The sequence below is a fragment of the Nitrobacter sp. TKz-YC02 genome, assembly GCF_049852135.1.
GTDB lineage: Bacteria > Pseudomonadota > Alphaproteobacteria > Rhizobiales > Xanthobacteraceae > Nitrobacter > Nitrobacter vulgaris.
Genome location: NZ_CP180728.1, coordinates 1,283,376 through 1,308,295, shown reverse-complemented (window position 1 = coordinate 1,308,295; position 24,920 = coordinate 1,283,376). Strand labels below are relative to the sequence as shown.

Annotated in this window: 23 protein-coding genes and 1 pseudogene; 10 read left to right on the top strand and 14 right to left on the bottom strand. The window is 61.4% G+C overall.

Going from position 1 to position 24,920, the window contains the following annotated elements:
* The first annotated feature begins 2 nt into the window (after positions 1-2).
* The gene (locus ACM561_RS06125; RefSeq protein ID WP_425908808.1) at positions 3-1,871 is read left to right on the top strand and encodes a patatin-like phospholipase family protein; all 1,869 of its coding nucleotides are present in this window, start codon (positions 3-5) and stop codon (positions 1,869-1,871) included.
* A gap of 141 nt (positions 1,872-2,012) precedes the next feature.
* Here ACM561_RS06125 and dksA read toward each other — a convergent pair whose 3' ends face one another.
* Together dksA and ACM561_RS06115 are read right to left on the bottom strand one after the other, a co-directional pair.
* Entirely contained in the window at positions 2,013-2,378 is a 366-nt protein-coding gene (gene dksA, locus ACM561_RS06120) for an RNA polymerase-binding protein DksA (protein WP_244553437.1), read from the bottom strand.
* A 261-nt stretch (positions 2,379-2,639) separates the two neighbouring features.
* Positions 2,640-3,053: a flagellar assembly protein FliX gene (locus tag ACM561_RS06115; protein WP_425908807.1), complete on the bottom strand. Its 414-nt coding sequence runs from the start codon at positions 3,051-3,053 to the stop codon at positions 2,640-2,642.
* Between the two features lie 306 nt (positions 3,054-3,359).
* Here ACM561_RS06115 and ACM561_RS06110 point away from each other — a divergent pair, with 306 nt between their 5' ends.
* The 4 genes and pseudogenes from ACM561_RS06110 to ACM561_RS06095 form a co-directional block, all read left to right on the top strand.
* Complete coding sequence (locus ACM561_RS06110) at positions 3,360-4,484, top strand: flagellar basal body P-ring protein FlgI (protein WP_425908805.1); 1,125 nt, start codon at positions 3,360-3,362, stop codon at positions 4,482-4,484.
* On the top strand, positions 4,484-4,873 hold the full coding sequence (flgJ, locus tag ACM561_RS06105; RefSeq protein WP_425908803.1) for a flagellar assembly peptidoglycan hydrolase FlgJ: 390 nt from the start codon (positions 4,484-4,486) through the stop codon (positions 4,871-4,873). The genes ACM561_RS06110 and flgJ overlap by 1 nt, the downstream gene beginning before the upstream one ends.
* Entirely contained in the window at positions 4,870-5,361 is a 492-nt protein-coding gene (locus ACM561_RS06100) for a hypothetical protein (RefSeq protein WP_425908801.1), read from the top strand. The genes flgJ and ACM561_RS06100 overlap by 4 nt, the downstream gene beginning before the upstream one ends.
* Positions 5,362-5,384: 23 nt before the next feature.
* Positions 5,385-5,900 (top strand): annotated as a pseudogene (locus tag ACM561_RS06095) (TonB-dependent receptor domain-containing protein); the annotation flags it as partial.
* A gap of 26 nt (positions 5,901-5,926) precedes the next feature.
* On the opposite strand, the gene ACM561_RS06090 reads toward ACM561_RS06095, so the two are convergent.
* Positions 5,927-6,049: a hypothetical protein gene (locus ACM561_RS06090; RefSeq protein ID WP_425908799.1), complete on the bottom strand. Its 123-nt coding sequence runs from the start codon at positions 6,047-6,049 to the stop codon at positions 5,927-5,929.
* Between the two features lie 228 nt (positions 6,050-6,277).
* Here ACM561_RS06090 and ACM561_RS06085 point away from each other — a divergent pair, with 228 nt between their 5' ends.
* Positions 6,278-6,643, top strand: a complete 366-nt coding sequence (locus ACM561_RS06085) for a hypothetical protein (protein WP_425908797.1) — start codon at positions 6,278-6,280, stop codon at positions 6,641-6,643.
* A gap of 10 nt (positions 6,644-6,653) precedes the next feature.
* On the opposite strand, the gene ACM561_RS06080 is transcribed toward ACM561_RS06085, so the two are convergent.
* From ACM561_RS06080 to ACM561_RS06065, 4 genes are all read right to left on the bottom strand, one after another.
* Positions 6,654-7,019, bottom strand: coding sequence for a hypothetical protein (locus tag ACM561_RS06080; RefSeq protein ID WP_079446155.1), 366 nt, complete (start codon positions 7,017-7,019; stop codon positions 6,654-6,656).
* A 26-nt stretch (positions 7,020-7,045) separates the two neighbouring features.
* Positions 7,046-7,411, bottom strand: a complete 366-nt coding sequence (gene flaF, locus ACM561_RS06075) for a flagellar biosynthesis regulator FlaF (protein WP_425908795.1) — start codon at positions 7,409-7,411, stop codon at positions 7,046-7,048.
* 351 nt (positions 7,412-7,762) lie between these two features.
* Positions 7,763-9,379, bottom strand: a complete 1,617-nt coding sequence (locus ACM561_RS06070; protein ID WP_425908793.1) for a flagellin — start codon at positions 9,377-9,379, stop codon at positions 7,763-7,765.
* A gap of 484 nt (positions 9,380-9,863) precedes the next feature.
* The gene (locus ACM561_RS06065) at positions 9,864-11,447 is read right to left on the bottom strand and encodes a flagellin (RefSeq protein ID WP_425908791.1); all 1,584 of its coding nucleotides are present in this window, start codon (positions 11,445-11,447) and stop codon (positions 9,864-9,866) included.
* Positions 11,448-11,804: 357 nt separating this feature from the next.
* On the opposite strand from ACM561_RS06065, the gene flbT reads away from it, so the two are divergent.
* Entirely contained in the window at positions 11,805-12,233 is a 429-nt protein-coding gene (gene flbT, locus ACM561_RS06060; protein ID WP_425908790.1) for a flagellar biosynthesis repressor FlbT, read from the top strand.
* A 156-nt stretch (positions 12,234-12,389) separates the two neighbouring features.
* Here flbT and ACM561_RS06055 read toward each other — a convergent pair whose 3' ends face one another.
* The 6 genes from ACM561_RS06055 to ACM561_RS06030 form a co-directional block, all read right to left on the bottom strand.
* Positions 12,390-13,847: a pyridoxal phosphate-dependent decarboxylase family protein gene (locus tag ACM561_RS06055; RefSeq protein ID WP_425908789.1), complete on the bottom strand. Its 1,458-nt coding sequence runs from the start codon at positions 13,845-13,847 to the stop codon at positions 12,390-12,392.
* Between the two features lie 330 nt (positions 13,848-14,177).
* A complete protein-coding gene (locus ACM561_RS06050; RefSeq protein WP_425908787.1) occupies positions 14,178-15,683 on the bottom strand; it encodes a flagellar biosynthesis protein FlgL in 1,506 nt (501 codons plus the stop codon).
* Positions 15,684-15,712: 29 nt separating this feature from the next.
* Positions 15,713-17,575 (bottom strand): flagellar hook-associated protein FlgK, encoded by a 1,863-nt coding sequence (gene flgK / locus ACM561_RS06045; RefSeq protein WP_425908785.1) that lies wholly within the window; start codon positions 17,573-17,575, stop codon positions 15,713-15,715.
* A 94-nt stretch (positions 17,576-17,669) separates the two neighbouring features.
* Entirely contained in the window at positions 17,670-19,511 is a 1,842-nt protein-coding gene (locus ACM561_RS06040) for a flagellar hook-basal body complex protein (RefSeq protein WP_425908783.1), read from the bottom strand.
* Positions 19,512-19,826: 315 nt separating this feature from the next.
* Positions 19,827-20,342 carry a peptide-methionine (R)-S-oxide reductase MsrB gene (gene msrB, locus ACM561_RS06035; RefSeq protein WP_425908781.1) on the bottom strand — a complete coding sequence of 172 codons (516 nt, stop codon included), beginning with the start codon at positions 20,340-20,342 and terminating at the stop codon, positions 19,827-19,829.
* 211 nt (positions 20,343-20,553) lie between these two features.
* Positions 20,554-21,894, bottom strand: coding sequence for an NAD(P)/FAD-dependent oxidoreductase (locus ACM561_RS06030; protein ID WP_425908779.1), 1,341 nt, complete (start codon positions 21,892-21,894; stop codon positions 20,554-20,556).
* Positions 21,895-22,001: 107 nt separating this feature from the next.
* On the opposite strand from ACM561_RS06030, the gene ACM561_RS06025 reads away from it, so the two are divergent.
* Both ACM561_RS06025 and ACM561_RS06020 read left to right on the top strand, forming a co-directional pair.
* Entirely contained in the window at positions 22,002-22,535 is a 534-nt protein-coding gene (locus ACM561_RS06025) for a SixA phosphatase family protein (protein WP_425908777.1), read from the top strand.
* Positions 22,536-22,667: 132 nt separating this feature from the next.
* Entirely contained in the window at positions 22,668-23,096 is a 429-nt protein-coding gene (locus ACM561_RS06020) for a universal stress protein (protein WP_425908776.1), read from the top strand.
* Between the two features lie 27 nt (positions 23,097-23,123).
* Here ACM561_RS06020 and ACM561_RS06015 read toward each other — a convergent pair whose 3' ends face one another.
* Complete coding sequence (locus ACM561_RS06015) at positions 23,124-23,735, bottom strand: hypothetical protein (RefSeq protein WP_425908774.1); 612 nt, start codon at positions 23,733-23,735, stop codon at positions 23,124-23,126.
* 146 nt (positions 23,736-23,881) lie between these two features.
* Here ACM561_RS06015 and ACM561_RS06010 point away from each other — a divergent pair, with 146 nt between their 5' ends.
* On the top strand, positions 23,882-24,316 hold the full coding sequence (locus ACM561_RS06010; RefSeq protein ID WP_425908772.1) for a hypothetical protein: 435 nt from the start codon (positions 23,882-23,884) through the stop codon (positions 24,314-24,316).
* The last annotated feature ends 604 nt before the right edge of the window (positions 24,317-24,920 follow it).

Below are 24,920 nucleotides of genomic sequence, written 5' to 3'. Positions count from 1 at the left end.
TATTGACGCCAAAACCCGATCCCGATCTTCAGCAACGCGACGCGCTGCTCCAGACCGTGCTTCGCGACTACTTTGCGTCCGACAACGCTGCGATCCTGAACACCATTCGGTCCGAGGCCGAATATGTCGATCTCGTCTCCGGCGCGATTCTACTGCGCCAAGGTGACATCGGTGACGACGTGTACTTCGTCCTGTCGGGACGGCTGCACGCATTTTCCGAGACAGACTCCGGCGCGAGAAAAATTCTCGGCGAGATCGGGCGCGGTGAAACCATAGGCGAGCTCGCGCTGTTCACCGGTGAGCCACGCTCGGCAACCATCGTGGCGGTGCGCGATACGCTGCTGGTCAAAGTAACGCGCGCGATGATCGAGCGCGCAATCCTGCAACATCCGGAAATCGAAATGTCGATGATGCGGGTCGTGATCCGGCGATTCCGCGAGCGCGAGCGACAAGCGCCGCTGGTGCCAGTGAACATCTGCATCCTGCCGGTCACGTCCGGAGCGGATGCCGCCGATTTTGCGCGAAGCCTGCGTAACGCGCAAGCCGCAAAGGCCGGGTCGGTGACGGTCGTCACCGCCGATGACGTCGCCAGACACTTCGGGATCACTCGGGATCCCTCGTCTGAACAGCGCAACGATGCGCTTGCCGGCTATATCGACGAAATCGAGGCTCAGAGCCGCGGCGTGTATCTTGCCGCCGACGGAGGCGACACCGCATGGACCCGGTTTTGCCTTCGACACGCCGACGAGGTGCTGCTGCTCGCCGACGCCGGCCACGATCCCGGTCTCTCGGCTGTCGAGCAGGCTTTCCTGTCACCCGCCGCTCCCATTTCGATCGCGCGACAGACGCTGGTTCTGCTGCACAAGGCCGATACGACAATCCCCACCGGCACGGCGCGTTGGCTGAACGCGCGGCCGGATGCGCGGCACTTTCACATTCGCCCGCAATTGCCTGCGGACATGCGTCGGCTCGCTCGCATCGTATCCGGACGCGGTGTCGGACTTGTGCTGTCGGGCGGAGGCGCGCGCGGTTTCGCTCATCTCGGCGTCATCAAGGCGCTGGAAGAGGCGGGCATTCCCGTCGACATGCTCGGCGGCAGCTCAATCGGCGCGGTCATGGGGATGGTACTGGCGCTCGGGCGCAGTGCGGATGAAGTCGCAGCCGCCGTCCGAAAGGCGTTCCTCGAACACCCGAGGGGCAACGTCACCGGCGACTACAATTTCATTCCGCTGGTGTCGCTGATCAAGGGTGCGCGCACGCGAAGCGCGATGACGCAGGCCGTGCGCGATGCAACAGGCCGGGACGCAATCGACAGCGAGGATTGCTGGACCACCTTCTTCACTATCGCGTCAGACTTTTCGGCCGGTAGCGAAGCCGTCCTGCTGCGAGGCGACCTGACCCGCAACGTCGGCGCAAGCTACGCAATACCCGGTGCGCTGCCGCCGGTCTTCGTCGGCGGGCACATGATGTATGATGGCAGCACGTTCAACAATTTCCCGGTCGACGTGATGGCTCGGCTCGGCGCCGGTCGCATCATTGGCGTCGATCTCTCGGTCGATCGCGGACAGGTGTTCGACATTGACTGCGTTCCTGGAACGCTCGCCTTGCTGCGCGACAAACTGAAACCGCGTGCGAAGCGGCGTTACCGTCTGCCGAGCGTGCCCGAGACGATGCTGCGGTCATCGTTCATCACTTCGATCTCCAAACAAAAGGAGATGGGAAAGTTCACCGACCTATTGTTTCAGCCGCGCGTCCCCGAGTGCCGCTTGCTGGATTGGAGCCGCTTCGACGAGATGGTCGCCGCCGGCTACAGCCAGGCCCGGCAGATGCTGGCCGGCCTGACCGACGCGCAGCGAGAGATGTTCAGGTAAGCCGTTGCCGGCGAGCCGCCGACGATTATTCTGACGCGTTTCCTTGCGCCGAACCGGTACTGACATATCGGACACCAGGACATGCTTCGCTCGCGAACTCACGCCTATACCGCGGTCCGCGCTGCCAAGGCGCCGCCCGCCCTACTCGTCCCGATAAATCTTTTCCCGCTTTTCGTGGCGCTCCTGGGCTTCGACAGAAAGCGTCGCGATCGGCCGCGCTTCGAGCCGCTTCAGCGAGATCGGCTCGCCCGTTTCCTCACAATAGCCATAGGTATTGTCTTCAATTCGCTGTAAAGCGGCGTCAATCTTGGAGATCAGCTTCCGCTGCCGGTCACGGGCTCGCAGCTCGATGGCGCGATCGGTTTCCGAGGACGCGCGATCGGCGAGGTCGGGAAGGTTGACGTTCTCTTCCTGAAGAGTCTGCAGCGTAACCTTCGATTCGCGGAGGATATCGTCCTTCCATGCCAGCAACTTGGCGCGAAAATATTCGCGCTGGCGCTCGTTCATGAAAGGCTCTTTTTCGGAGGGCCTGTAGTTCTTCAACTTTTCCAAATGCATTCCTGCTCGGTGCAAGGCACCGGACGGACGGTCCGGCTGCGGCGGAGCTTATATAGCGGCCGTTTGTGACAGACAATATCGTCGCACCAAAACCCATCCTTGACAGCTCGGGGCTTTCGCGTTCCTGCTTCCTCTGCCCGATGTGGAACCCGGTCTGCGCAGCGTATCGAGGCCATCTTTTCAACGGGTTCCATCGCGTCCCGGCTGCTTTCAGAATTGCCCCGCCTTGGCCAGTTCCACCTCGACGCGCAATTCAATTTCAGCCAGGACCGCGTCGAGACCGGCATCGCCGGAGGACGATTTCAGCTCGGCAGCGGCAGCGCGCAGCCGGATCACGGTTGACGCGTCGAAGTTGCCGGAAAGCAGCCCGATCTTGAGATCGTCGAGCACGTCCAGCGCACCCCTGCCCCGCTGTACCGAGCGCTTGCGCCGCTCCGCCGGATCGTCTTCGACGCCCTGCAACGCCAGCAAAGCATCGATGGTGGCAGGCGCCTTCGGCGCGGCCGCGGCCCTACTTTCCATTGTAGCGGCCATGTCCGGCAGAGAAAATTCGCTTCCCCCCGTTCGCCGCGCGGACGGGGCCTGCGTTCCCGGCGTTGTGCCGTTCGGTCCGTAAATTCGCATCGATCATCTCGCCCGAATATTGATGGCGCGCCATGCCGGCCAAGAAGTGCGCGCCGGATGACTCCAGCAAGAGGAACCGTGAGCCGTTATGGTTAACGAAGCGTGAATGCCCGGCAAATTCTGCCGACGCGGGCAACTTCGCCACCCCTCTCGCCCTTGCACGCGGCGTGCCATACCTCATAATCATCCAATAGAAACAACGTGATAACGCGAACGATCACGATGGCACGCGTCTCGCATAGTTAATGGGCGAATGGCGGTCATGGGAGTGGCGCAGCCTAACCTTACCTCAGCGGGGAGCAGAGGATGTCTGGCGTTGTTTTCACGGGCGCCGTCCGGATCGTCGCCATCGCGCTTTTCGCGCTGGCGTTTTTCGGAGCTCCTGCTCATGCCACCTCGAGGATCAAGGACCTCGCGAATATCGAAGGCGTGCGACAAAACCAGTTGATCGGCTACGGCCTCGTGGTCGGCCTCAACGGCAGCGGCGACACCCTCAACAATATTCCTTTCACCAAGCAGTCGCTGCAGGCGATGCTGGAACGCATGGGCGTCAACATTCGCGGCGCCACCATCCGAACCGGCAACGTCGCGGCCGTCATGGTGACCGGCAACCTGCCCGCCTTCGCCACCCAAGGCACCCGCATGGACGTCACAGTCTCGGCCATGGGCGATGCCAAAAGCCTGCAAGGCGGCACCTTGCTCGTCACACCGTTGCTCGGCGCCGACGGCAATGTTTATGCGGTGGCGCAGGGCTCGCTTGCGATCGGCGGCTTTGCCGCTGAAGGCGCCGCCGCGAGCGTCACCAAGGGCGTGCCAACCAATGGGCGCATCGCCAACGGCGCCATCGTCGAGCGCGAGATCGAATTCGCACTGAATCGGATGCCGAATGTCCGGCTGGCGCTGCGCAACGGCGACTTCACCACCGCCAAGCGCATCGCCGCCGCAGTCAACGATTTCCTCGGCACGAAGACGGCCGAGCCGATCGATCCGTCCACGGTGCAACTCTCCATCCCAGGAGAATACAAGGGCAACGTCGTCGCACTCCTGACCGAGATCGAGCAGTTGCAGGTCGAGCCGGACATCGCGGCAAAGATCATTATCGACGAACGTTCCGGGATCATCGTGATGGGACGCGACGTCCGCGTCGCCACCGTCGCGGTCGCGCAAGGCAATCTCACCGTGTCCATTTCCGAAAGCCCGCAGGTCAGCCAGCCTAATCCGCTGGCACGCGGGCGGACGGTGGTGACACCGCGCACAGACGTCGGCGTGAGCGAGGACGGCAAGAAACTCGCGCTGGTCAAGAACGGCGTCTCGCTTCAGGAGCTTGTCGACGGACTCAACGGCCTCGGCATCGGGCCACGCGACCTGATCGGCATTCTACAGGCGATCAAGGCGGCTGGCGCGATCGAAGCCGATATCGAGGTGATGTGATGGAAGCTCACGCTGTCAATGACTTGATAACCACCGCTTATCGCAGCATCCCGCGCATGAAGCCGATGCTGAACGGCCGTCCCGATCCGCAACTCGCGCGAGCGCTGGAACACGTCCCTCCGCGGTCAATCGAGAAAGCCAAAGCAACCTCGGAGGATTTCGAGGCGATGTTCCTCAATTCCATGTTTTCGCAAATGACGTCCGGGCTGAAGGGCGAAGGCCCGTTCGGCGATACGCCAGGCACCGGCGTGTGGCGCTCGATGCTCACCGAGCAGTATTCCAGATCGTTCGCCAAGGCCGGCGGCGTCGGCGTCTCCGACGCGGTGTTCCGCGCCCTGATCATGCAACAGGCGAGCCAGACCAAGCCAAGCTCAAAGGAGAGCGCATGACACCGAAATCCCGGGATCCGCAGGCGTCCCTTGTCCCGCCTCCGGTATCGACGCCAGCGGACGCACGCAAGCTCGCCGACGACATGCTCGACATCATGAACGCGCTGCTTGCCGTCATCGAGCGCGAGACCGAGCTGGTGCGCGCCGGCAAGATTCGCGAAGGCATGGCGCTCGAGAGCCGGAAGACAGAACTGTCGCGCCGCTACGTCGACGCCATCAGGCAATTCAAAACCAGCCAAGCCTACATGACTCAGTCGACGCCTGACCTGCTCACGGCGCTGCAACGCCACCACGACACATTCCGCGCCATGCTCCAGGTGAATCTCACGGTGCTCGCTACCGCGCACGCGGTTTCGGAAGGAATCGTTCGCGGCGTCAGTGCCGAAGCGCAACGCCGCGCCACGCCGCAGACCTATACGGCAAGCGGACAGCGCAGCGCACCCTCGCGTCAGCACATGAGCCCCCTCGCGGTCAGCCGTTCGCTTTAACGCGCGAACCGGCGGCGGCGGTCTGGTTCGCCACGATGCATGGCGGCAAGCCTTCCGGCAGCGACAAGAACGCATTGAAGACGTGGCTCGCGGCCGATCCGCGCCACGCTGAAGCCTATGCGGATATCGACCGGCGAACGCCGCACCGCGACCCTCGCCGACGGATCGACGGTCGATCTTGCGGCCGAAACACAGAGTCGTTGCGGCTGCTAGGAGGAGCAAGCTATATCGAGTCGGTGCAATTAAACACCGCGAACACCTTAACTGAAGGAAAGAGAGGTGTCGGTGTGCCGGAGTACCGCCTCGTTGCCGGCGCAGAGTGGGATACGCCGTTCGTCAGAGGACTGACCTTCACTGGCCGCATATACAACGGCTCTCAGTTTGTGGATCGTGCCAATACCCAGGAAATTTCGGGATGGACGCGCGTCGATTTTGGTGGCCGCTATACGATCGAGGGGTTACGGCATGCCCATCATAATTCGCGCCAACGTCCAGAACGTTTTCGATACCAGAGCTTGGATTGGGGGCACCTTCGGTAACCTCACCCCCAACGATCCTCGCACTTTTAGGCTCTCAACAACTTTCCAGTTCTGACCACAAGCGCGAATGGCGTGGTCAGCTCAAGCACCACTGCTGCCTCGTCGCCGCCGCCCACATGGTAGTTCAGCGCGGCTGCCGATGGACTCAACGTCAATTAGCCGATCGGTAGCAAACGCAAGCTCGATAAGAACGCTCGGCTTCGCAAATACGAGACGAAAGCCCTACCCTCGCATATTCCATCCAGTTTGATTCAAACTTCTGCACTCACAGCATCACCTCATTGAACACGTTTTCTAACGCGGCGTTGAGAGACAGGCGCTAGGCTTGCGTTCTAAAGGGGGGTGGGATTTGACTCGACGGGAGCCTGGAGGCGACCATGGGTACGGATTTCAGTATCAAGCCGGTTGGCGCGCCGGTGGCGGCACCAGTCGTTCAGCCGGCGAGCCCGGCCGCGGACGATGCGGTGGCGACTCAACTTCCGCCGAGCAAAAGCGTCACGGCGACGGACGTCAGCGCGCGCGCCCGCAACGACCTGCGGACCTCCGGTGATACGCTGTCACGGCAGGTGGTGGTCGATCGTGATGCCGCCTCGTTCGTCTACCAGGTCGTCGATCGCCGGACGAGCCTCGTCGTGAAGCAGTTTCCCGAAGAGGCGATGTTGCGGCGACGCGCATATTTCCGCACGCTGGATTTGATGAACACTGAGCGCGAACCCTCGGCCGCCACCGACCGGCGAGCCTAGAGTCTTATGCTCAGTTCTGATGGACGTAGGCGTTCTCGAGCGTGCTTGCACCCGTCGCCGGGTTGCTCATGACTGTGCTGACCTTCGCGGTGCCAGCCTTTGTCAGCACGAACTTTGAATCGCCGACCCGGAACGAATTGTTCTTTATCAGAACTTCCTGATACTTGATCGTGCTTCCATACTGGTACTTTGCTTTGGCGCGGAAACCATTGACGCCCGAAATCGTCACGGAGAACGGCTTCTGGTTGGCGTACTTGCCGCTCCATGTGCCTTCGAAAACCTTGGGATCGACGTTAACATACCTTCCGGTGTTCAGATTGACGTTCTGACCGACCGTTGTGTAGTTCGATGCCAGGATGTTCAGGACGTCGGCCAATGATCCGGCTCCGTCTGTGACGGGGATTACGCTCGACCCGACAAGCCGGCTGCGAGATTGCAGTTGATGTCGATCAGCGCCGTCAGCTTTGCAGGGTCTGGATTTATCTGCATGTCGACTGTCTGCTTCATCACGAAAACGCCGATGTTGGCGATGTTCTGACGGACCTCCAACGGCTGCGGGTTACTCTCGCTGTCCGCCGCACTCATGAAGATCGACCACAAACGGCGGTTGAACAGCAGCGCCTTTTGCATGTCATTGTCGGGCCCTTTCCAGTTGTCCTGGATCTCCCGAAGCTGCCGCGCCGCCTTCAGTAATGCCTGCGCCTCGATTTCACGCGGAGACGACGAGGTTTGAGCCGTCCGGGCATAGGCTTGAGCAGCATTCGACATCTAAACCTCGGGGGAAAAAGAAAGGGCGCACGCAACTTCGCGTTGCCGAATGTCTATCAGCACCACCTTTAAAATGGGTTACCCGGTGTTTTCACATGCGTCGAAAAAGTGGCAAATGCAGCGGGTTCTGCAATGGTGCCGCTTTGCTCCTGACTGGAATTAGAAACAAAGTTTCTAGATTGTTATTCTGACGCGTTTTCGTCACGCAAACCGGTATCCACTTCACTCGAAAACGTTATAAAGCCTCGTTGCGAGTGGCTCTTTCAATTTTCACATTCGCCGGAGCATGCGCTGAAGCGGGATGCGAATTTCGAAAGCGACCCTGGCAACATCCTGCCCGAGCTTACGTCATCAGCGTAGCAATTGCAGGACGCTCTGTTGTGACTGATTGGCCAGCGCCAGTGCGGACACCGCGATCGACTGACGGGTGGCCAGCGCTTGGCTGTTTGCCGCTTCCTCGTTGGTGTCGGCGAGGGTCAGGTTCGACGAGCCGGTCTGTAACACGTTGATAAGATTCTTCGAGAAGTCCTGACGGATTTGCACGATCGACAGGTTCGAACCAAGCGTCGAGGCCTGCGTGCGCAGGGTGGTCGACGCTCTGTCGAGGCTGGCGATCACGCTGTTAGCCGAGCCGTTGTCCAGGAAATCGATGCCCACCGTCAGGGCCGACAGTCCAAGACCAGCTGCATTCATGTTTGTGCCGGTGATCGTGAGCGTGGACTTTGCGGTCTCGTTGAAGATGAGCTTCAGCGTGTCGCCGCTCAGCAGATTGATGCCGTTGAAAGACGAGTCCGCTGCCGTCGTGTTTATTTGCTGAATGATATTGTTGTATTGACTGACGAGGCCGGCGCGAGCCGCCTGAACCGCTGAATCTTGAACGGGCGCGCCGGCGACAAGGCCGTTGAACGCATATCCCGCGCCAGCTGCGGTCCCGCCGATCGCGCCAATGGTCTCGGCGGCAGCCTCGTTGGCGGTCGAGATCGTGATGACGCCTGCCGAATTGATCGTGGCCTGGAGATTGTTTGAAGCAAGCTGCGCATTCAGGTCGTTAAGGGTCCTGACGGTACCGTTGGTGCCGTCTCCGAACGTGATGTTGGTCGCAACGCCGCCGCCGGTTGCCCCGATCGTCAGCGTCTTGCCGTCGAGGTTTCCCGCGCCCCCGCCGCGCGCCGTCGTTCCCGCGGTGAGGCCGAGCTTTGCGAGCACGCCGGCCGGCGTGGAATCCGTCAGCGTCAGGTCATGAGCGATACCGGTGTTGAGCGCGATTTGCCCGCTGCCGTTGACTGTCGATGCCGTGGCAGGCGTGGTGTTGCCGTTCAGCGTATCGATCACGCCGGTCAACGCGCTGAGTGTCTGGTCGATGCCGATCGTGACGTTTCCGGAAGGGTCGGTCGTCGCCACGCCGGACGCCGCAAACGTGATGGTCTTGCCGTTGACGGAAAAGCTCTCGCCAGCCGCGGGGCCGGTCGGCGTCGCAACCGCGCCGTCGGTCAGCGCGCTGATAAGGGTGGCGCCGGTCGCAGCGGCGTTGGCGGTGCCGGTCTTCAGGGCGGTGCCGGGCGTTGCGGCGACATTTGTGAACGGTGTCGTACCTCTGAGATCGAGCGCGGTCGCGCCCGTTACGGGAAGACTTTCCACCGACGATTTCTGTGAATAGCCGACCTGGGATTGCAGAACCTGATTGGCGACCGACTTCGCCGTGTCCACCAGCTTCTGCAGCGAGGTCAGGCCGGTATTGGCCGCCTGCAGCACCTGTATGCCGTTGCCGATGCCGTCGAGCAGGTTGCTGATATCGTTGGCGCGGTTGTCAAGCGCTGCTGCCGTGAAATAATTGGTCGGGTTGTCGAGGGCCGTGTTGACCTTCTTGCCGGTGGAAAGACGGTTCTGCGTTTGCGCCAGCAGATCGGCGGTAGACTGCAGCGAGAGCAAATTCTGGCGAACGGATGCCGAGAGAACGATGTCGGACATGACTGGCCTTCCCTAACCTGCGCGGACGCCAACTCGCCCCGAGAGCCGGTCCCTGGTCGGAAAGGTGAACAAGACGTTTTAATTTATGGTTAATCCCGGATTAATCCCCGCTCGATCGTCGCGGCCACAAGAAGCAATCGTGACGTTCGCGGCGCGTCAGTGCTTTCTGAACTCAAGCGGCAGAATGCAAGGCGGATGAGGGTTTTGTCCTACTATGTTGACTGCGAAATTCAGCAGTTCGGAAGCATCGTCCCACGAGCAATTTCGTCGTACTTTCAAGACTTCATGAACAAGCACTGACAATCCGCTTTCAGGAGAATTGAACAGCCAGCTAAAGCTATTCCGCTTTGATGAAATCAAACCCGAACCCTTAGCTTTTTTGTTTGATGGGTTTCTTCACGCGAGCCCCTGTCCACTTCGCTCGAAACCCAAAAAAACGGCGGGGTTTCCCCCGCCGTTTCCGTCGTCTGAGATGCGTTTGCGATCAGCGGAGCAGCTGCAGCACGCTCTGCTGCGACTGGTTGGCCAGCGCGAGCGCCGACACCGCGATCGACTGGCGGGTGGCCAGCGCCTGGCTGTTCGCCGCTTCCTCGTTGGTGTCAGCCAGCGTCAGGTTGGACGAGCCGGTCTGCAACACGTTGATCAGGTTCTTCGAGAAGTCCTGACGGATCTGCACGATCGACAGGTTCGAACCGAAGGTGGAAGCCTGCGAGCGCAGCGTACCGGACGCGTTGTTGAGCGAGTCCAGAACCTTGTTGGTCGAGGCGTTGTCGAGGAAGTCGGTGCCCTTGACCAGCGACGCGAGGCCGAGGCCAGCCGGATCGAAGGTCACGCCCTGAATGGTCAGGGTGGACTTGCCGGTTTCGTTGAACACCAGCTTGAGCTGATCGCCGTTCAGCAGGTTGACGCCGTTGAAGGACGAATCCTGCGCGGTGGTCTTGATCTGGTCGATCACCGCGTTGTACTGGCTGATCAGCGTGGCGCGGTTGTTCTGCGCGTTGGCGTCTTCCACCGGCGCACTCACCGTCACGGAAGCTCCGAACAGGCCTGCACCAGCGGCAACCGCCGTACCACCGAACGCACCGATCGTCGCATGAGCGTGATCGTTGGTGGTGGTGAAGGTCAGCGCGCCAGCCGTGCTGATCGAGGCCGTCAGGTTGTTCGCGGCAAGCGCCGTGTTCAACTGATCGAGGGTCGTCACACCGCCCGTACCGAAGGTGATGCTGGTCGCGGTGCCGCCGTCGGTCGCGGCAATCGTCAACGTCTTGCCATCGAGCGCAGCCGGAGCGCCGGGGGTGCGGGCCTGGGTGACGCCACCGCCAGTGAAGCCCAACGAATTGAACGCTGCCGCGTTCGAGCTCGTGATGGTGAGATCCGAAGACGTGCCGGTATGCAGAGTCACGACGCCGGCAGCGGCGGCGGAGCCCGAACCACCCGACAGGCCGTCGATCTTGCTGAGCAAGGTGGTGACAGTGTCGGTCACGTTGATCTGGTTTGCGCCGGCCGCGCCGGACGCGACGAACGACAGGGTCTGACCGTTGACGGTGATCGTATCACCCGCGACGAAATCGGTCGTGATCGAGTTGCTGGCCGCTGCGCCCGACAGCGCCGTGGCGCCAGTGATGGCGTTGGTGTCCTTGCCATTGGATGCTGCGCCGGCAACGGTGGCGTCGGTCGGAGCGCCGCCCGGTCCGAGCAGGTTGTCCGCCGTCGCGCCGGTGATGGCGGCAGTGGTTGCCTGCGACTTGGTCGAATATCCCGTGGTCGCCTGAAGCGCCTGGTTGGCGATCGACTTGGCGGTATCAACCAGCTTCTGCAGCGAGGTGATGCCGGTGTTGGCAGCCTGCAGCACTTGCACGCCGTTGCCGATGGAGTCGAGCAGGTTATTGATGTCGCTGGCGCGGTTGTTGAGGCCCTGCGCGGTGAAGAAGTTGGTCGGGTTGTCGAGCGCCGAGTTGACCTTGTTGCCGGTGGCAAGACGGTTCTGCGTGGTGGAGAGCAGATCAGCGGTTGACTGGAGGGAAAGCAGATTCTGGCGAACCGATGCGGAGAGAACGATTTCGGACATCTTTCATACCTTTCTGGTGTGAATACACATACGCCCATACGCCGAAGATCCTCGGCGAGGCGCCACACTGGTGTGAAGACTCTAAGAAAGCATGAAGCCAATCGCAGACTCGCGCGGCTGTTCGGCCGGCGGTCGAAGCGAGCGCATGGCCTTGATTTGCGCCGGTATCGACGGGATTCAAGGAAATTCCCTTATCCGGTGGCCGTCGCCGACGTTTACCCGACGTTAACCACAATCGGGAAGGATCACGGCCAGACTGTCCGCGATGCTCGCGCCGACGCGGCCGTCCGCCGCATTTCGCAGCGAATGGCAGTGCCGTGCGTTCCGGCACGCTTCATTCAATGACAGGAAACCGTCATGGCGCTGAAAGTCGAACTGAAGCCGCATGAACGCATCATCATCGGCGCCTGCGTTGTCACCAACACCGACCAGCGCGCGCGACTTTTGATCGACGGCGACAAGATTCCGATCCTTCGCGAGAAGGACATTTTGACGCCCGAAACGGCGGACACACCCGCCAAGCTGATCTACCTCTCGGTGCAACTGATGTACCTGTCGCCGGAGCCACAGATCAATCACGGCACGTATTTCAGCCTGCTGCGCGACATCATCACCACCATGCCGGGCGCGTGGCCGATCATCGAGGGCATCAATAACGACATCCTCAACGGCGACCTCTACAAGGCGCTGAAGGAAGTCAAGAAACTGATCGCCTACGAAAAGAAGCTGGCGGGTATGAGCGACAGCACCGCCGATCACGTCGACAGCAGGCGACGCTCCGCCTGACATCACGCCGCACGAGCATTTCCGGTCAGGTGGAATCCGGTTAGCCGAAAGAAAATGCTTTCGATCAATCTGCGCGTATTTCGATCGCGAACCGGTATCCACTTCGCTCGAAAACGCCATAATACGCGCCGACGCGGGCGCGCGGCCGTCCCGGCTTCAGGTTGCGCGCGCGCCGAATTCCAGCACCGCTGATACCAGCGCTTCGATGTCGCGCATTCCGGTGCGATGATTGACGATCGCCGCGCGGATCGCGAGCCGACCGTCCAGCATGGTCGTGGACGGAGCTGCGATTCCCGACTCGTGTAGCAATGCGACGATTTCCGCATTGACCCTGTCGGCATCGTCGGCCCGATAGCGGAAGCACACGATGTTGAGTTGCACCGGCGCGAGCATTTCGAGTTTTGGTTCGGCCGCGATCTTCGCTTCCAGGCAGCGCGCCAGCGCGCAGGTCCGGCCGATCATCGCGCCGAGCCTTTCGGTGCCGTAGGCTTTCAACGTGAACCACGTCTTCAACGCGCGAAAGCCGCGGGACATATCCGGGCCGTAGTCGCATGGCCACGGCGAGCCCGCCGCAAGCCCGCGCGTTTCCCGGCGCAGATAGGCGACCGGCGCCGCAAATGTGCGGCGGTGCTGCTCGCCGTCGCGAACGAGAAGGAAGCCCGCGTCGTAGGGCACCTGTCCCCATTTGTGGAAATCGAAAGCGATGGAGTCGGCGCTCTCAATTCCCGCGAGGCGAGGTGCAATCTCCGGCGACAAGACCCCGAGAGCGCCGAATGCGCCGTCGATATGCAGCCATAGTTTCTCGTCGCGGCACACGCCATGCAGCGCCGCAAGATCGTCGATCGCCCCAATGTCGACTGTTCCCGCCGACCCGATCACGAGGAATGGTTCAAGTCCCGCGGCGCGATCGACTGCGACCTGCGCACGCAACGCATCGGCATCGATGCGATGACAGCGGTCAACCGGAATCCGCCGCAGAGCGTCGGTGCCGAAGCCTGCGAGGTCTATGGCCTGTGCAATGCAGCCATGCGTCGCAACCGATGTATAAGCGATGAGACCGGCGCCGCGATCCATCAAGCCCCGCTGGCGCACGGACGGGCCGATTCGCGCTGAACGCGCCACCAGAATTCCCATCAGGTTCGCCATCGACGTTCCCGTGACGAAGATGCCACTCGCGGCATCGGGAAAGCCGAACATCTGTCGTACCCACAAAACGATCTGCCGCTCGACTTCGATCGGCATCTGATCGCGGCCGGCGACATTGGTATTCAACCCCGCCGCCAGCATTTCGGCCAGCATCCCGACAGCCGTGCCGCCGCCGTTGACCCATCCCATGAATCCGGGGTGGACATTCCCGGCGGTGTACGGAGCGATGTACTCGGCAAACTCCCGATAAATGTCGGCGACATCGGCGCCCTCTCGCGGCAGCTCTTCGCGAAAACGGGCGCGCGTTTCCGCCGGTATCGGCCGCCATACCGGGCGCTCGCGAACCTTGGCGATATGATTGAACATATCATCGAGCATCCGGTGCCCCTCCGCTCGAAGCTTGTTCCAGTCGTCTGGATCGAGCGTTTCATCGGCTTCCGGCAGCGTGTCGCGCGATGCAGGCTTCATGATGCGCGCTCCCCACCGCACGCGATCATCGTGCACGGCGCATCGAAATGACGAAGGACGAATTCAATCTCAAAGCTGCGCATAAAACGTGCTTCCTTGCCGCGCGCAAAAGGGCTTCTGACCGGCATTTCCCGATAGGCTGATAAACCGTCGCGCCTACCCGCTCCAGTTCCACTTAGAGCATCTTCGTTCGAAAACGCTATAGGGAGGCGGGCAAGTCCCGGCAGCGCGGAATTCCCAATGAGTAACGCACCATGACGGGTTTTGGAACGGGTTTATCGTTCCTTCGTCAGGGCTGAAGCTATCCTGCTCCGGACGTAACTAATAACGTCAGATGAATTTTACCAGGCTGAGCTGCGAGAGCATCGCCGTGGTCTGGTATGACGCCTGCAGGTCGGTTTGCAGCGCCAACAACTGACTCGCAACCTCGTCGGTAGAGACATTCTCCGCCTGGTCGATGATATTCTGCATCGTCGCTTGCGTCAGTTTCTGCCGCGCGGTCGCATCCTTCATCACGGTCTGCGCGTTGGCGAGATCGACCTGGATGTCCCGGATATTCTGGCTGCCGGGCGCGATCGTCAGATTTTGCGCAACGCGCGAGTTGAGCGCCGAAATCTGGTCAGCCGCGTTCGGATCGGTCGGCGATGTCGTCACCGCCGCGAGAACCGCAACGGATTCCATCAGCGAACGGATGGCGTCCTCGTTCGCGCGCATACCATACTGCACCGTCACCGAAGGATCGACCCGCACGGTAGAGGTTGCGCGCGCCGACCCGGCTCCGGCGTCGCCGGTGTACCACTGCACGGTATCGGCGGCGGTGCCGTTCACCGCGGCCGTGGCGGTCGCAAGTGTCGCGGGCGGCGTAATGTCGACGCGCTGCGGCGGCTGATCGAAGAAATCATGCGTCGCGCGGATAGCGGAGGCCGCGACCAACGATGTCTTTGCCAGCGTTCCGACCGAGCTCGTCAGTGCGGCGTTGAGATTGGCAGCGGTTGCGGCAGGCGTCGCGCCGATCGCGAAGCTGCCGGCAGGCGTCGGGACTGCACTGGAGGCTGTCAGTTGCACTGTCTCGCTGGTGCCGTCCGGAAGATTGAAGGTGAAGCTCACCGCGTCGCCGTCGGCCGGGTTGGTGGCACCGAGATCGATTGAAATGGCACGCGGCGTTCCGGCCGGACCTGTGACAGTGGCTCCTGTCAATGACGACGACACAGATTGCAGTTTCATGCCGTAAACTGAAGGCGATGCATCCTCCGCGACCGACACCGAAGTCGCCGTCGGCGAGGAGATGTTGAGACGGCCGAGGCCGCTGGCACCGAGGTCGGCCTGGTTGCGCTCGGAGATGACCTGCTTCAACCCGGCCTGCCCAACCCCATTGCCGTTCAGGATGAGATCCGACGCGGCCACCGGCTGAGTATAGATTGCGCTGCCCGAAAAGATGTAGCGGTCGCCGGCTTGCGTATTCAGGATGCCGACCACTGACGAAAATTGCGCGACCGCGGTCTGCTGGCCTGCGGTCTGTCCGGCGCTGTTGAGCACCTGCGATCCGCTGTTCGCGGCATTCTGCAACTGCGTACCGATGTCGGAGAGCGCCTCCAGCGCCGTATTGGCGACTCCGATGTTGGTGTTGATCTTCATCATGGTGTCGGTATACGCGGCGATGTTCGACAGTTGCGCGCGCGCCGCGATCGCAAAGCCTTCGTTGGCGCCCATGCCCGAATAGGTGGTCGCACGCTTGCCGCTCGTGAGTTGGTTCTGCAGATCGGCCATCTGCGTCTTGAGATTCTGGATCGAGCCACCGAGGATGGTGTTGCCGAAGCTGATTCCGTTGATCGCCATGCGAACCGCCTTTTACGCCGTCGTTACAATTATGCCTGCAGCAGCGTCTGCATCATGCTCTGCACCACGGTCATCACGTGCGCATTCGCCGCATAGGAATTCTGCAACGCGATCAGATTGGCCATTTCGGTGTCCATGTTCACGCCGGACTTTGCGTCAAACTTCTCCTGCAAAGTATTGACGACGATGTCCTGGCCTTGCGCGACCTGCTTCGCTGTTGTCGCCGTGCCGCTCTGCAAGCTGACGAACTGCTGCAGGAACGATGGCAATGTACCCTGAAACGGCGCGGCCGCCGCGCCGAGGCCGGTGTTCGGAGAGTATGTGAAGGTGGCTGACGTCAACCGGTCGAAAATGAAGTCGGAGCGCGTGGTGTCGCCGGCGGGCGTCAGCGGCGAGGTATTGTAGACCATGAGCTTCGAGGGATCGGCGAGCAGCGCGGCGTTGACCTGAATGCGCCCCGCCAGCCCGGTGATCTGCGACGCGGCGCCTGTGATCGCACCGGTATAGAGCGAGGCACGGTCGGTGAAGAACGGCAGTTGCGGACTGCCCGAGGTCAGCGACTGCACCGTCGTCGTGGTCGATGCCGCGGTCACGGTCGACGCACCCGAACCGTCGTCGACCACCCGCAACTGCGACCCGGAAGCGGAAAACGTCAGATGCGACGTAGCTCCTAGTTGCGCATTCAGTTGCGACACGATCGAGGCGAGCCCGCCCGAGAAATCGACGCCGATCACCCTGTCGTTTGGATTCGAGGCCGTATTCGGAATCGGCAGCGCGGTCGGATCGTCCACCCGCACCACGGTAACGGTGTGCGAGACGTTGCTGGAGTCGGTGTAGGTGACGTTGAATGCGTTGCCCGGCAGCACGCTGGAGAGACTGGTGTCGAATCCCGACGGCGGTCCGGCCACCGGCACGCCGCTCGTGGTGACGTCCGACAATGCGCTGGCGAGCGTCGCCGCCATCTGGTCCACCTGGTTCTGTGCCTGCACCAGAATCTTGTCACGCAACTGGACATCGGCGGCGATCTGACCGGAGTTGATGCCTTGCAGGGCGATCATGTCCATCTTCGCGCCGTTCGGAAGCTGGCAGATGATGGTGCCGACGCTCGACTTCGCGGGATCCGCGTCCCATTGCGAGTTCGCGGTAAGCGAGGACTGCGCGGTGAACGTCAGCGTTGAAGCGTACACACCGCCGACGAGCTGGATGCCAGACGTGGTGAATACCGAGGTCTGATTGACGCCATCCGTCGTCACGCGGATGTCCATCAACCTTGAAAGCTGATCGATCGCTGCGTCGCGCTGATCCATCAGCGTCGCGGCCGCCGGATCCTGAGCGCTCAAGCTTTGCAGCTTCTGATTGAGCTGTGCGATTTGTTGCATCGCCGCGTTGGCCTGAGAGACCGACACAGACAGGTCCTGTTCGGCATTGGATCGCAGCGTCTGAATGCCGCTAGTGGTCGCGTTGAGCTGTTGCGCCAGCGCCTGCGCGGCGTTCAGCACCGACGACTGCGCCGCAGGATTGCCTGAACTCGCCGACAGCGCCTGCAATGCCGAGGTGAACCTGTTGTAGGCCGCCTCCAGCGTTCCATCGTTGCCGGGGGTGCCATAGACGCTCTGCAACTGGCCGAGCACTCCGGCGATCTGATTTGCATAAGCGCTGCCGGCATTTTCCGTACGCAACTGCGACTGGACATAGGCGTCAAGCGTGCGGTTGACGCCGATAATGCGGACGCCGGAACCGGTGCTGCCGGTAACGATCTGGTCCTGCACCAGCGTCTGCGCGACGTAGCCCGGCGTGTTCGCGTTGGCAACGTTGCCGGACACGATCGACAGCGCGGCCTGGTTGGCGCGCAAGCCGGACATCGCGATGGAGAGGGCCGAACTCAAACTCATCTTTTTGTCCGCCTCGAAACCGGATCAATCCGCGTCGTGACTAGAGTCCGATTCAACTGCGTTGAATCAAACTCCGTTTGTTCGGGATCATGCTCTAGCGCAGCACGTTCAGAAGATCCTGAACCATGCTGTTCGCGGTGGTGATGACTTTCGTATTCGCCGAATATGCCTGCTGGGTCACGATCAGCTTGGTGAACTCATCCGCGATATCGGTGTTGGAGCCTTCGAGCGACGAGCCGCTGATTTGCCCTGCCGCACCCGCGATTGCAGGCCCCGATTCGTCTGTCACCGCATATGCGCCGCCGTCGAGTGCCTTAAGGTAGTTGGTGCCGTTGAAGTGCGACAGCGACACCTGCGCGAGAGACAGGTTCTGCCCGTTCGAGAAGGTGCCGACCACAATACCGTCATTGTTGACGGCGACCGATTGCAACTGTCCAGCGGCGTAGCCGTTCTGGTTGATCGAATTGATGGTGGCGTTGCCGCCGCTGCTGGCGTACTGGGTCAGACCGCCGGAGCCGATATTCAGCGTGAGATTGCCGAGCGACTGGGACCCGACACTGACGCTGGGAATGGTGACGGACGACCCGACCGGGCTCGAAAGCTGGCCGTTGGGACCGAAGGTGAAATTGGTGCCGACGTTGATCCACGCCGCTTGCGTGCCGGTGGCGTTCGGATTGGCCTGATAGAACAGGTTCCAGGTATCGGCATGCCCGGCGCCGAGCGAGGCGCTGTCGGTCTTGGCCCAGCGCAATTGCAGGTTCACCGCCGTCCCGGTCGCATCATAGGCCGTGACCGCGCCACCACTGATCGATTGCTGCTGGAAAATTGTCTGGTCGTTGGCGATCACCACGCCGGCGCCGGGGGTGCCGCCACCGCCGCGCGCGACGTTGGTTGTCGCGCCAAAGCCCATCGCCGTCCAACCGGCTGAGGCGCTCGTCACCGAAAGGTTCTGCGCCGTGCCCGTATGCAGAGTGATTGCGCCGTTGCCGGCATTGATCGTCGGAGCCTGGCCGGTGATCGCGCCGATCTTGCCCAGGAGGTCGCCGACGGTGTCGTCGATGCGGACATGGGTCGCATCCTGCGCGCCCGGCGGCAATGCGGTGCTGGCGTCGGTGAAGGTGATCGTGGTGCCGTTCACGGTGATGGTGTCACCGACCGCGAATCCGCCCGGCAACGAGTCGCTCGGCGCCGTGCCCGACAAAAGCGTCGCGTTGGTGATCGCGACCGCAGGCGTCTGCTGATTGGTCGCCGGCGACCCCGTTATGGTGTTGTCGGTATAGGGCGGGGCCGGTGTGCCGACCACAAGGGGATTGAAATTGGTCGTGAAGTCGGACGGGTTCAATCCGCCGGCCGCCGTGATGCTCCCGACCGGCGCGGTCGGGCTCGACAGCGTTCTCGACACCGCCGGAAGATTGGCCGCGTATTGCACCGTCGTCGTGGCTTGCGCAGGAACGAAGCTATTCTGGAATTTCAGCACCTGCGGCACATTGCCGAGCGGGTTGCCGGTCTTGGGATCGACCGTCACGCCCATCAGATAGTAGCCAGCGCTGTTGACCAGATGGCCGTAAGCATCGACCTGAAAATCGCCGCGCCGCGTGTAGTAAGTCACGCCGGAAAACTGCGGCTGGTTGTCGACCCGTCCCGTCGGCGCCTGGACGTTGAAGAAGCCATCGCCGTTTATCGCCATGTAAGTGCCAACCGTCGAGGCGGACACCGTTCCCTGACTGCTGATGGTTGGCGTCGCATAGGCGGTTACGCCGCCGGCAACCTGGCGATTGGGGGTGGTCGAATCCGGGATCAGGTCAACGAAGGCGGTGGTGATACCCTTATAGCCTGTGGTCTGGGAGTTCGCGATGTTGCCGGAGATATTCTGAAGTGCAAAGGACTGTGCCTGCAAACCGCCGACCGAAGTATTCAGTGCGTCGAAAATACCCATACGTCGTCTCCAACTCGATCCAGGCGGCGGCCCAAAACGCGGGTCAAAATTCGCCGCGGCCGGCAAACGACATCGCAAGCTCCATGCCAACGGAAGAGACAAATTATTTCAGCAAGTTAGCATAGGGCTCCGGTTTCAAAGCCCGGGCATTCTTGCCTTGCTCGGCAACTCTTGCCGAGAAAAGCCTCTCGGTGGCGAGCGATCGAGACCTATTTTTGCGAGAGGTCCGATTTGCTGTCTTCGGAAGATATTATGAAGGATCGCCGGGCCGAGCCCGGCCATCACGATCTCCATCCGAAATGAAGCAAACGAACTTTACGTCGCCGATGGCGAAGCAGGATGGAAGACGAGCGCCAACCCGTCCATGCAATATCGCAGCCCCGTGGGTTTCGGCCCGTCGTCGAAGACATGGCCGAGATGGCCGCCGCAGCGACGGCAATGCACTTCGGTCCTCGCCATGCCAAGCGTTGTGTCGGTAGATTTTCCGACCGCGTTGTCGAGCGGCTTCCAGAAGCTCGGCCAGCCGGTACCGCTTTCGAATTTCGTCTCGGACGAATAAAGCGGCAGGCCACAACCGGCGCAGGCGAATGTGCCCTTGCGATGCTCCTTGAGCAGGGGACTGGAGAAAGGCGGCTCGGTGCCGTGCTCACGCAGGATGTGATACTGCTGCGGCGTAAGTTGCGCCCGCCATTCGGCATCGGTCTTTTCGATCTCGAACTTTCGCGAGACCTTCGTCCCGGTCGCCCAAGCAAATTCCCTCCCCCGCCAGCGGAGGCCGAACAGGCCCGCGAGACCGGCGGCGGATGCGAGCAGGATGCGGCGATCGATCATGGTTGTCTCTGTAAGCGAGAACGGGACGACCTGGGCAAAGTTACACGAACGTGTCGAGAATGTTCTCACGTTCTTGCGAGGTGGTTTCCGGAAGCGTTTTGGCTTTCTCCCATTAGCGGGGAGAGGTTGAAGAGCCGCCCGCTCCTGTTTCCCCGGAATCATTTGGCGCCAGCGTATGATGAGCCGCGGATCGCCGCGGACGCGATCACGTCTAGCGATTGGCCGCATTCAGCCGCGCCTGCCGCGCCCGCTCGCGATAGCGCGCCAGCGTGCCGGCGGCGGCGGATCGCGCTTGCATGGCCATGCTGATCGCATAGCCTGCCGCGCGTCCGGTCTTTCCGCCCGCCCATACGAGTTCGAACGGCGCAAACAACCGCCAGCGGTCGTCTCCTTCCAGCATGCCGCGGGCGATCAGTTGCCCGGCCATCGCCGAGGTATTTAGTCCCTGCCGGCCGAAGCCGCTCGCAACCCACAGTCCAGGCCGTAACTGGCCGACCTGCGGCATACCGTGCACGGTCTGACCGACCGCGCCACAGAAAGCCTTCGCGATCTCGACAGTACCGAGTTGCGGGAAGATGGTACGGATGCGCTTGCAGATCGCCCCGGCATGGCGCTCCGGCTGCGCCTCCCAGGTCGTTTCCGGGCTCGCCCACATCAGCCTATCGCCATCAACGATCCGAAAATGATCGATCCCGTCAGTGTCGATGACAGAGCCCTTAAACCTCGTCACCTCGGCGAGCCGGTCGCCCAACGGCGAAGTGACGGCGGCATACCGCCAGACCGGCACCAGAGTATCGGACAATCGCCGCAACGCTTCGCCAAGATGGACATTGCCCGCAAGCACGACGTTGGAAGCCCGCAGCCGCGCCCGCGGCGTCGTAACGCGTTTCCGAATCCCGGCCGAATCGATGCTAACCACCGGCGTCTCTTCGAAGATGCGAGCACCGGCCTTGCGCGCGAGCTCCGCGAGGCCGTGAACATATTTGCGGCCGTCGATCTGGAACGCTCGCGGATAATGCACCGCGTGAAAATACCGGTCGGTGCGTAAGGTGTCGCGGACACGGTCGATCTGCCACCCCTCCACCTCGGTCGCAAAATCCTCGCTTAGCATTTGCAGTTGGCTGATGAGCCGCTCGCCGGCATCGACATTGGAAACCTCGAGCGCGCCTTCCGTGAGTCCGACTCCCGGAATGACATCTTCAGCGGCATGGGCGCGAACATAATCGGCGCCCTGCTGAGACAGCGACCAGAGTTCGTAGGCATCATCGAAACCCACGCGCGCAATCAGATCGGAAAGCGGAAGTCCATAGCCAGGCATCGCCGTGCCGAGATGATGGCCGGACGCATTCCAGCCGACATGGCGGCCCTCGAGCACGACGACGCTTGCGCCTGTCCGCGCCGCCTCCAGCGCTACTGTGAGGCCGGCCAGACCCCCGCCGACGACGCAAATTTCAACGTCGAGATCGAAAGTCAGTTGCTCGCGCCGCTGCGCCGGTACGGCGGGCTCCGCGTCACTGGGACCATCGGCCGCAACTATGCTATCCGAAATCATGACGTTTCCTACCACTACCCCTGTGACCTTGTCCCGTGCAAGGTTGTAGACTAAGCCGCCCTACCCCGCGTCCCGGGTCATGCTTAACCTCGAATCGAGCCAGCGTCATGCGCCGCCTTTTGCTGCTTCGACACGCGAAAACCGAACGCGATTCGCCCAGTGGAAGCGATCGGGACCGCCCGCTTGCCGCGCGCGGCCGCAACGACGCCGCCGAAATCGGCGCGTGGTTTTTCACAGAGCGATCACTGCTGCCGGATCTCGCGTTGATCTCGACCGCTGTGCGAGCACGCGAGACCTGGGACATCGTTCGGCGAAAGTTTTCGGATCAAAGGACTCCGGGACTTGTCGAGCACCTGCCGGAGCTATACGGCGCCGAGCCGGCGCAACTCCTGACAATTATTCGTTCCGCCGGCCCGGATCCTGAGCGCCTCATGATCGTCGGGCACAATCCCGGCATGCACGACCTCGCGCTTCGTCTGATCGGCGGCGGTGACGCAGCCGGACGTGCGGCGTTAGCCGACAACCTGCCGACGTCAGGTCTTGCCGTCATCGACTTCGCCGTCGATCGCTGGGACAGCATCACGTTGGGTGGCGGACAACTCGTCCGGTACGTCAGCCCGAAACTGCTGAAGGAAGCCTGACAGTTCGGCCTTTCATCCGACTCCGCATCGCTTTCATGATATGCTTGTATGGCACGCAGCAAGCGGCCCCTGAGTCAGCTCCTGAGGAAGACAAGATTCGACGCGGGGACTGGGCATGATGGAGGACACCCGATGTTCAAATCCATTCTCGTGCCAATCGATCTTACCAACACCGATCTCGCCAAGCCCGCGGTTGCAACTGCGGTGTTGTTGTCGCAAACCTCGAACGGAACCATCAGGCTACTGAACGTGCTGCACATGACGCCGGTGATGCTCACCGAATACGTGCCGGCGGATTTCGACATGCTGCAGCGCCAGTCGTCCCAGGAGGCGCTAGCAATCGTCGCACGCGAGGTGGACATCGAACCGTCGCGCATTTCCAGCGTGGTGCGGCAGGGCAGCAGCGTCTATCACGAGATTCTTGAGGAATCCCAGGCCGTCGACGCCGATCTGATCGTGATGGCTTCGCATCGGCCGGCGATGAAAACCTACTTTCTTGGCTCCAATGCCGGCTATGTGGTGCGTTATGCCAGTTGCTCGGTGTTGGTCGTGCGACATTGAGCGTCGAGAGCGAGGAACAGCGTCAGTTTACGGCAGCAACTCCCGCGGCAACGTATTGAATGCGTAGGCACGCGGCCTGTTGCGGTGCATGAAACGGCCGATCTGCCAGCCGAAAAGCGCCGACAGACCGACTATGAACAGCGCGCCGCCCCATTCGCCTGTCACCATCGCCCGCACCAGCAGGGCTGCCATCGCTACGGACAGCAGCGTCAACACGCCCGCGCCCGCAAAATAAAGCACCGGGTTCAGGCCGCCAACGAGCATGGTGCGCGCGCCATGCGCTGCAAGCCGTCGGTGCAGTTCGACGATGAACGTGCTGTAGTCCTTGTCCTGCGCATCCATCAGCGCCAAAGTCCGCCAGGTGGTGGACATCACGATGATGCATCCGCCGTCCCGATGGCTGATCTCGGTGCGGAATCGGTGCGACTGCATCGACATCGGCCGGTAGGACATGCGCAAGACAGCGACGTCCGCATAGCGCCATCTTCCCGTCCGGCGGCCAACGCGCCACGATATCCCGTCATCCTCCAACGCGAACCGATGCGCTGAGCCGATCAGCGAGGCTCTATAGGCGTATCCAACGCTAGGCGGCGGTATCTCTGGTGGCGGCGACACAATCGGTACCCTTCGCACAGCCATGCGCTCTCTTGCTCGACGTGCAGTTTTTATCCTAGAGTCTTTCACCGCTTCACGGAAACAGTGAAAGTCTCCAGCTTTTTGATTTGAGGCGTTTTCTTCACGCGAACCGGATTTCACTTCGCTCGAAACCGCTATAGAAAACTCTCATGGCTGAAACCGCTTATTTTCCGCGCCACTTGATCGTCGGCGGGGCAATGGTGTCCGGCATATTGCTCGCTCTCGCCTTGCACATGCTAGGCGCTCAGATTGGTCTCGACCTCGGTGGGCTCTGGCGTTCCGATGCCAAGGATTTCATGCCGGCGGGTGCCGCGATCGCATGGTGGCTAGTCGCAACGGCCAGCTTTTCCGGCAGCTATTTTGTCGCGACGCTGATGCATAGCGCAGCGTCCAACCGCATTCAGCAGCGGCTCCGACAGTTCCTGATCGTAGTCGCCGTACTGTTTCTGGCGGGCGCGGGCCAGGCCGCCTCGGTGCCCAGCACCGCGCCGACGGTCTCGAGTTTCATAACCGGCCTTGCCGTGCTCGGCCTTGGCGCGGCGATGGCTTTCTGCGGCGCTTACTTCACGCTGCGCAAGACCTGAATCTCAAGGCCGAGTCGCTAAGTCCCGGCACAGGCTCATCGTGCCGGCATTCCGTCCTGGCTGTCCTGAGCAGGAAGGGTGATCGGTCCGGATTCGATTCGCGCCAGTTCGCCAGTGCACCGCGAAGCGGCCATGCACAAGTTCAGCACCAGCTTCACAAATTGTTTCCCTCGCGTAATAAGCGATGTCATATATCCGACGCATAAGGAGCTGTCGGGAGCTTTGATGATGTCGTCTGCAAGAACTTCCTAACCGGCGATGGAACACGGGGCGTCTTATGCCTATATGCATCGTCAACTCACTTTCGCCGCTGCGGACGCGCACAGCGGGGATGTGTTCTGACTTTTTTCGACCGGTGAAGGCGCCGCTGCGTTCAGGCCTGATAGCCACCGTCAAACGCGCCGTTTTGTCTGATGAGTTTTTCGCGTATGAGAGACGGAACAGCCGCTTGCCTTCCTCTCCGCAATCGGCTCGAAACGTATCGTGACCTGGTGTGGTGGTCAGAATTTGGCGTCATTGTCCCGACGAGGCCGTCGAGCGGCGTCTTCTGAAATCAAACCACACCGGAATAGTGAGATTACTAGTGTCCCTTGATTTCGAAATT

Bases quoted from the DNA above. Each gene is read 5' to 3' on its own strand.
- dksA (WP_244553437.1), bottom strand. From the start codon at position 2,378: ATGAACGAGCGCCAGCGCGAATATTTTCGCGCCAAGTTGCTGGCATGG.
- ACM561_RS06115 (WP_425908807.1), bottom strand. From the start codon at position 3,053: ATGCGAATTTACGGACCGAACGGCACAACGCCGGGAACGCAGGCCCCG.
- ACM561_RS06110 (WP_425908805.1), top strand. From the start codon at position 3,360: ATGTCTGGCGTTGTTTTCACGGGCGCCGTCCGGATCGTCGCCATCGCG.
- flgJ (WP_425908803.1), top strand. From the start codon at position 4,484: ATGGAAGCTCACGCTGTCAATGACTTGATAACCACCGCTTATCGCAGC.
- ACM561_RS06100 (WP_425908801.1), top strand. From the start codon at position 4,870: ATGACACCGAAATCCCGGGATCCGCAGGCGTCCCTTGTCCCGCCTCCG.
- ACM561_RS06085 (WP_425908797.1), top strand. From the start codon at position 6,278: ATGGGTACGGATTTCAGTATCAAGCCGGTTGGCGCGCCGGTGGCGGCA.
- flaF (WP_425908795.1), bottom strand. From the start codon at position 7,411: ATGTCGAATGCTGCTCAAGCCTATGCCCGGACGGCTCAAACCTCGTCG.
- ACM561_RS06070 (WP_425908793.1), bottom strand. From the start codon at position 9,379: ATGTCCGACATCGTTCTCTCGGCATCCGTTCGCCAGAATTTGCTCTCG.
- ACM561_RS06065 (WP_425908791.1), bottom strand. From the start codon at position 11,447: ATGTCCGAAATCGTTCTCTCCGCATCGGTTCGCCAGAATCTGCTTTCC.
- flbT (WP_425908790.1), top strand. From the start codon at position 11,805: ATGGCGCTGAAAGTCGAACTGAAGCCGCATGAACGCATCATCATCGGC.
- ACM561_RS06055 (WP_425908789.1), bottom strand. From the start codon at position 13,847: ATGAAGCCTGCATCGCGCGACACGCTGCCGGAAGCCGATGAAACGCTC.
- ACM561_RS06050 (WP_425908787.1), bottom strand. From the start codon at position 15,683: ATGGCGATCAACGGAATCAGCTTCGGCAACACCATCCTCGGTGGCTCG.
- flgK (WP_425908785.1), bottom strand. From the start codon at position 17,575: ATGAGTTTGAGTTCGGCCCTCTCCATCGCGATGTCCGGCTTGCGCGCC.
- ACM561_RS06040 (WP_425908783.1), bottom strand. From the start codon at position 19,511: ATGGGTATTTTCGACGCACTGAATACTTCGGTCGGCGGTTTGCAGGCA.
- msrB (WP_425908781.1), bottom strand. From the start codon at position 20,342: ATGATCGATCGCCGCATCCTGCTCGCATCCGCCGCCGGTCTCGCGGGC.
- ACM561_RS06030 (WP_425908779.1), bottom strand. From the start codon at position 21,894: ATGATTTCGGATAGCATAGTTGCGGCCGATGGTCCCAGTGACGCGGAG.
- ACM561_RS06025 (WP_425908777.1), top strand. From the start codon at position 22,002: ATGCGCCGCCTTTTGCTGCTTCGACACGCGAAAACCGAACGCGATTCG.
- ACM561_RS06020 (WP_425908776.1), top strand. From the start codon at position 22,668: ATGTTCAAATCCATTCTCGTGCCAATCGATCTTACCAACACCGATCTC.
- ACM561_RS06015 (WP_425908774.1), bottom strand. From the start codon at position 23,735: ATGGCTGTGCGAAGGGTACCGATTGTGTCGCCGCCACCAGAGATACCG.
- ACM561_RS06010 (WP_425908772.1), top strand. From the start codon at position 23,882: ATGGCTGAAACCGCTTATTTTCCGCGCCACTTGATCGTCGGCGGGGCA.